This is a genomic window from Qipengyuania profundimaris, assembly GCF_030717945.1.
Lineage (GTDB): Bacteria > Pseudomonadota > Alphaproteobacteria > Sphingomonadales > Sphingomonadaceae > Qipengyuania > Qipengyuania profundimaris.
In genome coordinates this window covers 221,305-232,978 of record NZ_JAVAIM010000001.1, presented here as the reverse complement: position 1 = coordinate 232,978, position 11,674 = coordinate 221,305, and the positions used below count along the sequence as shown (strand labels likewise).

At 65.3% G+C, this 11,674-nt stretch carries 13 protein-coding genes; 6 read left to right on the top strand and 7 right to left on the bottom strand.

Translation table 11 applies throughout. The features are described 5' to 3' along the window. Positions 1–3: 3 nt before the first annotated feature. A complete protein-coding gene (locus Q9K02_RS01175) occupies positions 4–930 on the top strand; it encodes an L-threonylcarbamoyladenylate synthase (RefSeq protein WP_305931225.1) in 927 nt (308 codons plus the stop codon). Here the strand turns inward: Q9K02_RS01175 and Q9K02_RS01170 are convergent. The 7 genes from Q9K02_RS01170 to Q9K02_RS01140 all read right to left on the bottom strand — a co-directional run bounded on the left by Q9K02_RS01170 (position 927) and on the right by Q9K02_RS01140 (position 7,026). Then, positions 927–1,256, bottom strand: coding sequence for a hypothetical protein (locus tag Q9K02_RS01170; RefSeq protein WP_305931224.1), 330 nt, complete (start codon positions 1,254–1,256; stop codon positions 927–929). The two genes, Q9K02_RS01175 and Q9K02_RS01170, sit on opposite strands and share 4 nt — an antisense overlap. A gap of 56 nt (positions 1,257–1,312) precedes the next feature. Further along, positions 1,313–2,167: a head GIN domain-containing protein gene (locus tag Q9K02_RS01165; protein ID WP_305931223.1), complete on the bottom strand. Its 855-nt coding sequence runs from the start codon at positions 2,165–2,167 to the stop codon at positions 1,313–1,315. A 137-nt stretch (positions 2,168–2,304) separates the two neighbouring features. Next, complete coding sequence (locus Q9K02_RS01160) at positions 2,305–2,838, bottom strand: CarD family transcriptional regulator (RefSeq protein WP_050601467.1); 534 nt, start codon at positions 2,836–2,838, stop codon at positions 2,305–2,307. Between the two features lie 213 nt (positions 2,839–3,051). After that, positions 3,052–3,831 carry a YihY/virulence factor BrkB family protein gene (locus Q9K02_RS01155; RefSeq protein WP_305931222.1) on the bottom strand — a complete coding sequence of 260 codons (780 nt, stop codon included), beginning with the start codon at positions 3,829–3,831 and terminating at the stop codon, positions 3,052–3,054. Positions 3,832–3,852: 21 nt separating this feature from the next. Further along, positions 3,853–4,191 carry a ferredoxin FdxA gene (gene fdxA, locus Q9K02_RS01150; protein WP_278329439.1) on the bottom strand — a complete coding sequence of 113 codons (339 nt, stop codon included), beginning with the start codon at positions 4,189–4,191 and terminating at the stop codon, positions 3,853–3,855. 52 nt (positions 4,192–4,243) lie between these two features. Beyond that, a complete protein-coding gene (locus Q9K02_RS01145) occupies positions 4,244–4,501 on the bottom strand; it encodes an RNA-binding S4 domain-containing protein (RefSeq protein ID WP_305931221.1) in 258 nt (85 codons plus the stop codon). A 20-nt stretch (positions 4,502–4,521) separates the two neighbouring features. Continuing rightward, entirely contained in the window at positions 4,522–7,026 is a 2,505-nt protein-coding gene (locus Q9K02_RS01140) for a helicase-related protein (RefSeq protein WP_305931220.1), read from the bottom strand. Between the two features lie 292 nt (positions 7,027–7,318). Here Q9K02_RS01140 and Q9K02_RS01135 point away from each other — a divergent pair, with 292 nt between their 5' ends. The 5 genes from Q9K02_RS01135 to Q9K02_RS01115 are packed head-to-tail and all read left to right on the top strand — an operon-like array spanning position 7,319 to position 11,553. Next, complete coding sequence (locus tag Q9K02_RS01135) at positions 7,319–8,833, top strand: M23 family metallopeptidase (protein ID WP_305931219.1); 1,515 nt, start codon at positions 7,319–7,321, stop codon at positions 8,831–8,833. Positions 8,834–8,879: 46 nt separating this feature from the next. Further along, entirely contained in the window at positions 8,880–9,878 is a 999-nt protein-coding gene (gene hemB / locus Q9K02_RS01130; RefSeq protein ID WP_305931218.1) for a porphobilinogen synthase, read from the top strand. Further along, on the top strand, positions 9,871–10,449 hold the full coding sequence (locus Q9K02_RS01125) for a GNAT family N-acetyltransferase (RefSeq protein WP_305931217.1): 579 nt from the start codon (positions 9,871–9,873) through the stop codon (positions 10,447–10,449). Before hemB ends, Q9K02_RS01125 begins: the two co-directional genes overlap by 8 nt. After that, positions 10,442–10,984 carry a GNAT family N-acetyltransferase gene (locus tag Q9K02_RS01120; protein ID WP_305931216.1) on the top strand — a complete coding sequence of 181 codons (543 nt, stop codon included), beginning with the start codon at positions 10,442–10,444 and terminating at the stop codon, positions 10,982–10,984. Before Q9K02_RS01125 ends, Q9K02_RS01120 begins: the two co-directional genes overlap by 8 nt. A 2-nt stretch (positions 10,985–10,986) precedes the next feature. After that, on the top strand, positions 10,987–11,553 hold the full coding sequence (locus Q9K02_RS01115) for a gamma carbonic anhydrase family protein (RefSeq protein ID WP_305933418.1): 567 nt from the start codon (positions 10,987–10,989) through the stop codon (positions 11,551–11,553). Positions 11,554–11,674: the final 121 nt, after the last annotated feature.

The window sequence follows — 11,674 nt, the reverse complement described above, 5'->3', positions numbered from 1 at the left end:
GGCATGGTCGGCAAATACGTTACGGAAACGATACTGGCAGATGCGGCAGGAATCGCGCGCGCGGCACAGATCCTGCGCGATGGCGGCCTTGTCGCCGTGCCGACCGAGACGGTCTACGGCCTCGCGGCGCGCGCCGATAGCGACGAAGCGGTGGCGCGTATCTACGAGGCGAAAGGACGCCCGAGTTTCAACCCGCTGATCGTGCATGTGCGGGATGTGGAGCAGGCGCGGGAACTGGCAGAATTCGGCGAAGAAGCCAGCCAGCTAGCCGCGGAGCACTGGCCCGGCCCGCTCACCTTAGTCCTTCCCCGTCGGGGCAAGGCGGCGCTCAGCGGTGCCGTGTTGGCGGGATTGGCGACCGTGGCCCTGCGGTGTCCGGCGCATCCAGTTATGCGAGCAGTGCTTGCACAGGGCGACTTTCCGCTCGCTGCGCCGTCGGCCAATCGAAGCGGGTTCATCAGCCCGACAACAACCGCGCATGTTCTCGCATCGTTGGACGGGAGGATCGACGCGGTCCTCGACGGCGGGCCATGCGAAGCAGGTGTGGAATCGACGATTGTCGCTGTGCGTGATGATGGCCGGCTCGACGTGCTACGGCCCGGTCCGATCGAGATTGGGGCTTTATCCCGCGACGGGAATATCGAAGCTCCAGGCCAGTTGGCCAGCCACTACGCGCCCGGCAAGCCCGTGCGCCTCAACGCGACGGAAGTTGCGCCAGACGACTTTATGATCGGTTTCGGAGCGATAACCGGCGACTGCACGCTTTCTGCTAGCGGTAGTCTCACGGAGGCTGCCGCGCGCCTCTATGCCTGCCTACACGAGGGTGCGCGTTCGGAGAAACCTCGCATCGCAGTTGCGCCCGTCCCGAACGAGAGCATAGGCATCGCGATCAACGACCGGCTCCGCCGCGCGGCGACGCCGCCCGACTAATTCTCCGGTTCGACCGGGATCGTCGGGATGATCTGTTGCATCTCTGCATAGGTGTCACGGGCCTCGCTGCAGGCGCGGCGGATTCCGTCGGTGCAATCGTCCATCTGGCGGTTGTACTTGCGCTCTAGCTGCGCGAGCCGTTCTTCGCGCTTGCGGATTTCTCGCCCGCGGTTCTCGTCGGCTTCGGACTGGCTGGTCGTGGCGAGATCGACACCTTTGCTGACGACCTTCACCGGGGCCGTCACGACATCGTAAGCGGTCTTGGCGAGGCAGCCTTGTACCAGCACGCAGGCAGGCAGGAGGGCAATTAGGGCCAGGCGGCGCATGGAAAAATTCCTTTCGCTGTGCCGCCTAGCGGGTTTTGCCGTAACCGTCGATGAACTCAGGCGTCGGGAGCTTCCGGCGCGTCGGGAGCCTCGGGGCCTTCGGGGGCCTCGGGCGGGAGCGGAGCCGCACCTGCTTCGGGCGTCTCACGCGGCGAGCGTTCGCTGCGCGGCGCTGCATTGCGGCAGTTCAGCGAGCCGGAGCCCATCGAACTGACCTCGCAATCGGCGCTGCCGTTCACCGTGATATCGCCCGATCCCGCAATCGACGCGTCGACCTTGCCGTCCGAGCTGATTTCCGCATCGCCGGAGCCGACGACCGATACATCCGCCCGATCGACCTGCAGGCCGCCCAGGCGCGCATCGCCCGAGCCGGCGATGGTCAATTCGAGCCGTTCCGCCCTGCCGCTTGCCTCGAGGTCGCCCGATCCGGCGATCGTCACTTCGAAGCGCTCCGCATCCACCTCATCGATGGCAACACTGCCCGACCCCGCAACCGTAACGTCTGCACGCCCGTCCATACGGTCGGCACGAATATCGCCGGATCCGGCCAGAACCAAAGACGTCAATCCGGGCAGGGTGACGCGAACCGTGGCCTTGCCCTTGTCGCTCCAGCTATCCTTCTCGCGGTGCACGGCAAGTGAGTCGTCGCTGAGCGCGAACCTCAAGGCTTCGACGGCAGCGTCATCGCCCGACACGTCGATGTCGAAACTGTCGCCGCGGGTCACGATGACCTCGTCCGAGCCGGCGAGCACCAGCTCCGTCGGGGCCGCGCCGCTTATGTCGAGTTCCGCCAGCGGCACGCCCTCGGTATCGCCGAACTGGATGTTCATCCCGTCGCACCCGGCCACCAGGGCCGCGCCTGCCAGCGCCGCCACCGGTGCGAGCCGTTTGAAAAAAGTCTGTACCGTCATCGAGCAATTCCTCCTGCTAACCCCCGGGCAGTCCGTATTGCCGATATAATACAGCGTAGCGTTTTCTTCAACCCGAAGAAAAGGGGCCGCCCCTTGCGGAGCGACCCCTTGATCGAGCCACGAAGAATGCCTGTCGATCAGGCGTCTTCGGTATTCTCGTAATATTGCGGCGCGTGTTCACGCAGGACGTCGAGAATCTTTTCGAGAGCGGTGGGCTCGTCGGTCTTTTCCATCGCGGCGAGTTCGCGCGCGAGGCGGCTGGACGCAGCTTCGAAGATCTGGCGCTCCGAATAGCTCTGCTCCGGCTGGTCGTCCGGGCGGAAGAGGTCGCGGGTGACCTCGGCAATCAGGACGATTTCGCCCGAATTGATCTTGGCTTCGTATTCCTGGGCGCGGCGGGACCACATGGTGCGCTTCACCTTGGGCTTGCCCTTGAGGGTTTCCATCGCTTCCTTGAGCGTCTTGTCGCTCGACAGCTTGCGCATGCCGATCGATTCGACCTTGTTCACCGGAACACGCAGCGTCATGCGTTCTTTCTCGAAGCGAAGCACATACAGATCGAGCTGCATGCCAGCGATTTCCTCGCTCTGCAGTTCGATCACACGGCCGACACCGTGCTTGGGGTAGACAACGTAATCGCCAACGTCGAAGGCATCAGCCTTGCTTGCCATGCAATCCATCCTTTCGTGGGGCGCAGCCGGGGTGGGGGACAACGTCGACAATGCCTTTGCCGCGACCCTGTGAGGGGCGCGGGGCGGTACCGAGTGTCGCGTTGCGGGTGGCCTGCCCTTTCTTCTTTCACAGCTGACCGGGAGCAAACCGGTGCAGTTGTTGCATTATATAGCATGAAAGCGCGGATATTGCGAGTCGTTGTAACGAAGCGCCTATCCGCCGGCGTCGGCCTTGGTTGTGACAGCGACGATTTCAGCACCGAAAAGCAGCGCGAAGCCGCTGACCCAGAACCAAGTGATCAGCGCCACGACCGCACCGAGCGAGCCGTAGGTCGCATTGTAATCGGCGAAGTTCGAGGCGTAGAACGCGAATGCCCCGGTCGCTACGATCCAGAGTATGGCGAAGATCACGGCTCCGCGCAGCGCGGCCGACCAGTCCGCTCGCGGTCCGGCCGGTGCATAGTGGTAGAGCAGCATCGCTCCGGCCACGGCAGATATTGCCAGCAAGACCAGCCCGATGATCGAGGCCAACGGCCCGGAAAGGGCGGCGCTCGCAGCAATCAGGGCGGCCAGGGCGACGATACCGGCGACGCCAGCCAGAGTGATCGCCAGCGCGACCAGATTGCTTCGCAGGAAGCTGCGCGGTTCGCTCACTTCGAAAGCGATATTGAGCCCGGTCAGGAGTGCGTTGGCGGCGCCGCGTGCTCCGATGAGGGCCAGCGCGAGAGCGATGAGCAAGCCGAAACCCTTCGCGCCGCCGGATCCTTCGGAAATCTGCTCCAGCTGGTCGCCGATCAGGGTCGCGGCGCTCGGCGGCAGCACGTCGGCCAGTGTCGTGATGTGCTGCGACACCGTCGCCGGGTCGGCGAATAGCCCGTACCCCAGCACGACCGCGCCCAGCGCCGGCACGAGCGCCAAGAGCGCGTAATGCGCGATCCCGGCTGCGACAAGCGAGATATTGTTCTCGCTCCCCGCAGCCCAGGCTGATTTCAAACGGTCAAGCAATGGATTGGATCAATCGCCCTCGCCGGGCTCGGCGGAGAAGTACTTTTCGTACTTGTCTTCCTCGTCCTTATGCTCGTCGGCGTCGGCCGGCGGCTCCTTGCTCTGCGTGATGTTCGGCCATTCGGCAGAGAACTTCGTGTTGAGCTCGAGCCACTTTTCGAGATTGTCCTCGGTATCGGGCAGGATCGCCTCGGCCGGGCATTCCGGCTCGCACACGCCGCAGTCGATGCATTCGCTGGGATTGATGACGAGCATGTTCTCGCCCTCGTAGAAACAGTCGACCGGGCACACTTCGACGCAGTCGGTATATTTGCATTTGATGCAGGCGTCGGTGACGACATAGGTCATTGGGTCGGTGATCCTTCGCAGTGTTTACCTGTTTCGCTGCTGCTAGGGCCGATCATCCGTTCGGGTCAAGCTCCCGATAGCAGGCTTGCGCTTCGCGCGGCGGGCCGCGGCGCTCGGGGAGCTCCAGTACCTCGACGAGCCGCACCTGGTTGCCGAGCGGGATCGTCAGGACATCGCCGACCCGCACATCGAGCGAGCCGCGCAGCACTCGCTCGCCATTACGGCGGATATAGCCCTGGTCGACCAGCTTCTGTGCCGCGCTGCGCGTGCGGGCGAAGCGCAGGGTGCAGAGCAGCCGGTCTATCCTCATTCGGCGCTCATGCCGTCATGTCAGCTGAGGAGGTCGGCGAGGCCGGCGAAAGCACTGCCCTCGCGCGGTCTGGCAGGGGCGGCGCGCTGCTGCTTGCGGCGCGATGGGCGCCACTCCCAGCGGTCGGGGCGCGGAGGGCCGAACTGCCCTTCGGCGAGCGGTTTGGCGCGTTGAACCCGGAAGCCTGCGACACCTAACAAGCGAATGGCGTTGTTCTCTTCCAGTCCGATCGAGACCGGCAGCGCCAGGTCGAGGACGAACTTGCGCCTGCGATCCTTGGCTTGTGCCTTGGCGCGGGTCTCGTGCGCCGCGCGCAGGATCTTCTCCGCCAGATCGATGCGGATCGCCTGGTCGCCGGCAGGGCGATAGCCGGACGGCAGCTTCTTGCCGCCCGGGATGACCGGCAACATCGCCTCCTGCAGCGGACGACGATCCACACCCAGCGCATGCAACAGCTGACGGGGGGCAGGCTTGACCAACAGCGGCGAGAAGATGTCGAGCGCGCCGAAGGTCACCCCGATCTTGCGCAGGAAGGGCCGCATTTCTTTCGGCAAATGTTCGATACCCCCCTTCTCGCGGCTGATGTAGCCATGCCCCGCGATGAGATTGAGGAGCAGGGCGCGCGCTTGCGATCCCGCCTCCGGATTGGCGGAAGCGTGGTGCATCTTTTCGAGCGGGGCGAGGGGCTCCAGCTTCGCGGCCAGCCATGCCTCGAGCGCTGCGAGCAGTTTGGTGCGCGGCCCTTCCGGCAGCGCTTTCACCTCGGGCGCGGGTTGCAGCAACGGCGTCACGGTGCCGTCGCGTTGTTCGAGCTTCGCCAGCTGCTGGCCGTTCCAGCGCAATTCGCCGCGCGCGATTTCGAGATCCTCCAGGCCCGACGCCGCCAGAGCCTCTGCCTTCTCGCCCAGCAGGCGGGGGAGCGCCTTCTCGGCCGCCGCGAGCAGCATTCGGCGGTCTTCGTGCCGCGCCGAAGGATCGACCGTGAAGCGCAGACCTTCGATAGTGCCCATCGGCTCGCCTTCCACGCTCACCGCGCCGTCTTCGGCCAGTTCGATCGGTAACAGGTCGGGATTCTCGCCCAGCGATTTCATGAGTATTGCCGTCCTCCGATTGACGAATCTTTCCGTAAGCCGCGCGTGCAATGCGTCCGACAGCTTGGCCTCGACTGCCCGCGCACGCGACGCCATTTCGTCACGCGCTAGCACCCAATCGGGCCGCTGGCAGATATAGGCCCAGCTGCGAATCGCGGCGATGCGCCCCTGCAGCGTATCGATGTCGCCGGACATATTGTCGAGTTCGCTGATCCGCGCGGCGACATAGTCAGCCCCGAGATAACCACCGCGCAAATCCTGCCACAGCCGCGCGACGAAGCGGGCGTGGACGTCCGGCCCCCGCTGGCGGAAGTCGGGCAGCGAACAGGCCTCCCAGAAGCGGCGGACGTTTCCCGGCCCGCGAATGGTCTGGCCGAGCGGCTCTTCAGCCAGGCGTTTGAGAGTCGCGAGGTCGATCGCTTCCGGCGCCAGGCGCAGGACGGGATCATTGGGCGAGGCTTCGAGATCCGCGATCAGCGTTCCAAGCGAATCGAAACGCGGCTCCGGCTCGCGCCAGAACAGGTGCGTCAGCGGGGCGAAGCGATGCTCCTCGATCGCATAGACTTCTTCCTCGGTGAATTCGGGGGTCGCGCTGCCACGGTTCTGCCCGCCCAGCGTGCCGAAAGTCCCGTCGCGCTGGTGGCGTCCTGCGCGCCCTGCAATCTGGGCCATCTCGGCCGGGAGGAGCCGCCGCATTCGCTGCCCGTCGAACTTGGAGAGGCCCGCGAAGGCGACGTGCGTCACATCGAGGTTGAGCCCCATGCCGATGGCATCGGTGGCGACGATGTAATCGACCTCGCCGTTCTGGAACAGCTCGACCTGCTTGTTGCGCGTATCCGGGCTGAGCGCACCCATGACGACGGCGGCCCCGCCGCGAAAGCGCCGCAGCATCTCGGCGACGGTGTAGACCTGCTCCGCACTGAAGGCGACGATGGCGCTGCGCGGCGGCAGGCGGGAGAGCTTCCGTGGGCCGATGTGGGTCAGCGTGGAAAAGCGCGGCCGGTCCGAAATCTCCGCCTTGGGCACCAGCTCTCGTACCAGCGGCTCTACAGTAGCGCTGCCCAGCAGCATCGTTTCTTCGCGACCGCGTGTGTTGAGCAGGCGGTCGGTGAAGATATGCCCGCGCTCGCGATCGGCGGCGAGCTGCACCTCGTCCAGCCCGACGAAGGCCGCGCCTGCCCCATCGCGCGGCATCGCCTCGACCGTGCAGCACATGTATCGCGCATTCGGCGGTTCGATGCGTTCCTCGCCGGTGATCAGCGCGACATTCGCATCGCCCTTGATTGCCCGCACCCGGTCATAAACCTCGCGCGCCAGCAGCCGCAGCGGGAAGCCCATGCATCCGCTGGAATGGCCACACATACGCTCGATGGCGAGGTGCGTTTTGCCGGTATTGGTGGGCCCGAGGACCGCCTTGATCGCGCTATCCTGCACGCGGTCTTCAGTGGCAGGCTCGCGCCGTGCTCGCAACCGTCGGGCGATGGAGACTGTCGACTCGTCGCATACCGGACTCGGATCGGCGCAGTTTAAGTGTGCGTTTACTTTGTTTTGGCAGGGAAAGCGGGCAAAGGTCCCGCAAGGGTCGGGTCGATCGCTCACGCACGGATCGACCATGGACGGAGGGTCACGCGTGTATAGGTCCCACCGGGACAGCGAGCAAAGCGATCTGCACACCGCATCGGCGAGCGCCGGTGCCGGTGCAGCTGTGTTCGCACACGATCAGATATTGTCTGACAAGCGGGATACTGGCTTTTCTCTCGCCACGCTGCGCGATCAGCTCTCGGCGCGCATCGCTTCGGTGGATTTCGCCCCGGACCTCGGCAGCGAGATCGGCAGCCGTCGCTGGTTCCGCGGGCTCGGTACGTTCGTAGGCCTGTCCGCCGCTGCCCTGGCTTTCTGGCCGAGCTTCGCGCCGCTGGAGGCTGCGCCGCCCGCTCACGTCGATGATGCCGTGCGCTCCGAATACCGCAGCCAGATGATATTGCCGCTGGCGTTGGGGGCCGACAGCGGCCGCCGGATGGGCGCGACCTCGCTGGTCGAACCGCTGGCGCAAGCGCCCGAGCGACCGCGGATCGAACTGGTCGCGACACTCTCGCGCGGCGACGATTTCGAGCGCATGTTGCGCCGCGCCGGCCTCGGTCGCGAGGATACGCAGCTGGTCACCGACATGGTCGGCAGGGCCATGCCGTTGGGCGAGATCGAGCCCGGCACGCGGATCGACATCGTGCTTGGCCGCAGGAACGGCACCGGCGAACCGCGCCCGCTGGAAGAACTCGCCTTCCGCGCCCGCTTCGATCTGGAGTTGTCCGTCGGGCGGCTGGACGAGGGCGGTCCGCTGACGCTCGTTCGCAAGCCAATCCGCGTCGACGACACGCCGCTACGCATTCGTGGCGTCGTCGGCGACAGTCTCTATCGCTCCGCCCGCGCTGCCGGAGCGCCGGCCAGCGCCGTGCAGGCCTATCTAAAAACCCTTGGCCAGCATGTGAATCTCGACCGCGAAATCCGCTCCACCGACACGTTCGACTTCATCATCGCCCATCGCCGTGCGGCCACTGGGGAGCGACAGGCCGGACAGTTGCTTTACGCCGGTGTCGAGCGCGGCGACAAACCGCGCGTCCAGCTGATGCGCTGGGGCACGGATGGCGAGTTTTACGAAGCGTCGGGCGTCGGCGAACAGCGCGGCGGGCTGATGGCCCCCGTGCCGGGCCGGATGAGTTCGCGCTACGGCATGCGCCGTCACCCGATCCTCGGCTACAGGCGGATGCACGCCGGTCTGGACTACAAGGCGCGCCACGGCACGCCGATCGTCGCGGTTACCGACGGCCGTGTTTTGTCGGCCGGTCGCGCGGGCGGCTGCGGCAACGCGGTCAAGCTGCGCCACGATGGCGGGATCGACACACGCTATTGTCACATGAGCCGAATGGCGGTTGACCGCGGCCAGCGCGTGCGGCGCGGCCAGGTGATCGGCTATGTCGGTTCCACCGGTCTCTCGACCGGACCTCACTTACATTACGAGATGTATCGCGGCGGGCGCTCTATCGACCCGGCTTCGGTCAAATATGTCACGCGCGCCCAGCTGAGCGGTGCGGAACTGGCTCGCTTCAAAGGTGCGCTGGAGAAGCTCCGCCAGGTCGAAGCCGGTGCCGCGCTGGCCGAACTCGCACCGACTGCGAGCGAAACGGCGGCGGAAACCCCGCAGCGCGAGATCGACAAGGTCGAGCGTAAAGAAACGCTGCGCTGACCGGCTCACGATTGCACCGCGCCGTGGCTTGCGGCATCTGCACTCCATGACCAACGCTACATTTCCCAACACCCGCCTGCGCCGCACGCGCGCCCACGCGTGGAGCCGGCGGATGCACCGCGAGACGGTGATGACTTCGGCGGACCTCATCTGGCCGCTATTCGTCACCGATGGCTCCGGAGTCGAGGAGCCGGTCGCGAGCTTGCCCGGCGTGTCACGCTGGTCGGTGGACGGGATTGCACAGCGTGCGAAGGAAGCGGTCGAGCTGGGCATTCCGTGTATCGCGCTGTTCCCGAATACGCAGCCCGACAAGCGCAGCGACGACGGGGCCGAGGCCTATAATCCCGACAATCTGATGTGCCGCGCGATCAAGGCAGTGCGCGATGCCTGCGGTAGCGACATCGGCATCCTCACCGACGTCGCGCTCGACCCCTATACCAGCCACGGGCAGGACGGGTTGCTCGACGAGAGTGGCTATGTCGTGAACGACGATACGGTGGCCGTGCTGGTCGATCAGGCCGTCAACCAGGCGGAGGCGGGCGCGGACATTATCGCCCCGTCGGACATGATGGACGGCCGCGTGCGGGCGATCCGCATGGCGCTGGAGATGGGCGGGCACCACAATATCCAGATCATGGCCTATGCGGCCAAATATGCATCGGCCTTCTACGGCCCGTTCCGTGACGCCGTGGGGTCTGGCGGACTGCTGAAAGGCGATAAGAAAAGCTACCAGATGGATCCCGCAAACGGCGACGAGGCGATGCGCGAGATTGCCATGGACATCGCCGAGGGTGCGGACAGCGTGATGGTGAAGCCGGGCCTATCCTATCTCGATGTGATCTGGCGCGCGAAGGAGCAGTTCCACGTGCCGGTCTTCGCCTATCAGGTGAGCGGCGAATATGCGCTGATCGAGGCGGGGGCGGCTGCCGGCGTGGCGGATCGCGAGGCGCTGCTGATGGAGAAGCTGCTCGCCTTCAAGCGCGCCGGCTGCTCGGGCGTGCTGACCTATCACGCGCCGTTCGCCGCGCGTATCCTCAATGGCTGACGTCTTTCGGCACAAAACCGAGCGGCTGATCCTGCGCGACTGGCGCGAGGAGGACTGGCCACGGTTCTGGGAGCTTTGCAACACACCAACGGTGATGCGCTGGCTGGGCGGTGTGGCGGATGAGGCCACGCAGGCCGGAGCGCAGGAGCGGCTCGAGGGCTATCGCCGCGACCATGGCCACACCTTCTGGGTCTGCGAACGCCAGGCCGATGGCGGCCACCTGTCCGGCGAGATGCTCGGTTTTTGCGGATTGAAGCGCTCCAACGTCGAGAACGAGCCCGTTTTCGGCATGATGGAGGTCGGCTGGCGCTTGCGTGAGGACGCCTGGGGCCACGGCTACGCCAAGGAGGCTGCCATCGCCTCGCTCGATCTCGGCTTCGGACGTTTCGAAGGGGAAGAGATCGTCGCGCTGACCGTAGCCGGCAATGCGGCAAGCTGGGGCCTGATGCTGCGCCTCGGCATGACGCGGCGGAAAGATCTGGATTTCACCGATCCACGTTGGGGCCGCGAGCTAAATCCGACCATCGTGTATTCCATCGACCGTGACGCCTGGCTGGCGCGCAATGGCTGATATAATCGCCGAAACCGAGCGCCTGATCCTGCGCACCGTGGAGGACGGTGACGAAGCCGAACACGCCCGCCTGCTCAACTCCCCGACGATCATGAAATTCATCGGCGGACCGATGGAGCCCGCCGAGATCGAGCAGCGGCACGCCAAAGCCATGGCGATGTATGCGCGCGAGGGTTTCAGTTTCCTGTTCGTGATCGAGAAGGCGAGCGGCGAGATGGTCGGCTATTGCGGAATCAAGCGCGTCGACGACCCCGCAGCTCCCAATAAAGGCGACCACGAGATCGGCTGGAAAATCCGCGAGGACCGCTGGGGCAGGGGCTACGCGAGCGAGGCCATGCACGCGGTGATCGACTGGGCCTTCACACGCGTCCAAGCACCGCATGTCGTCGCCATCACCGCTCCGGACAATATGGCAAGCTGGAAGCTGATGGCAAAACTCGGCATGGTGCGGCGTGACGACCTGGACTTCGAAGCCGATCATGGCCCGCTGATCCAGTATTCGCTGACCGCAGACCAATGGGAGAGCGCGGCTTGAGTATCCATCGCCCCGGAGTGACCATCATCCCGATCCACGGCCACACGCCGAAAATCCACGACAGCGCTTTCATCGCGCCCGGCTGCACGATCGTCGGCAATGTCGAGATCGGGGCCGACAGCTCCGTCTGGTACAATTGCGTGCTGCGTGCCGATGTCAGCCGGATCGTAATCGGCGAGCGCTCGAATATTCAGGACGGCAGCGTCTGTCACTGCGATCCCGAACGCCCCGGCGACCCCGACGGTTCGCCGCTGATCATCGGCGACGACGTGCTGGTCGGGCACATGGCAATGGTTCACGGCTGCATCATAGAGGACCGCGGCTTCGTCGGCCTCGGCGCGATTGCGATGAACAAGGCGGTCATAGGTAGCGACGCAATGCTCGCGGCCGGCGCCATGCTCACCGAGGGCAAGGTGATGGGCGCGCGCGAACTCTGGGGTGGCCGTCCTGCGCGCAAGATGCGCGACCTCGACGATGCCGCCATCGCCGGGATGCGCATGGGCGTGGCGCATTATGCGGAGAACGCCAAGGCGCATGGCAAGGCCATCAGGGAAGCCGACCTGACGTAAGTTGCGCGGCGCGACTTTCTGGTCTGCGTGCGGAAAGCGCATCCGCGCTTTCCTTGGCTGTTCCGTCCCGCTCCCCCTCCCGACCACCCATGGCATTATACTGATTGGATGGTCGGGAGGG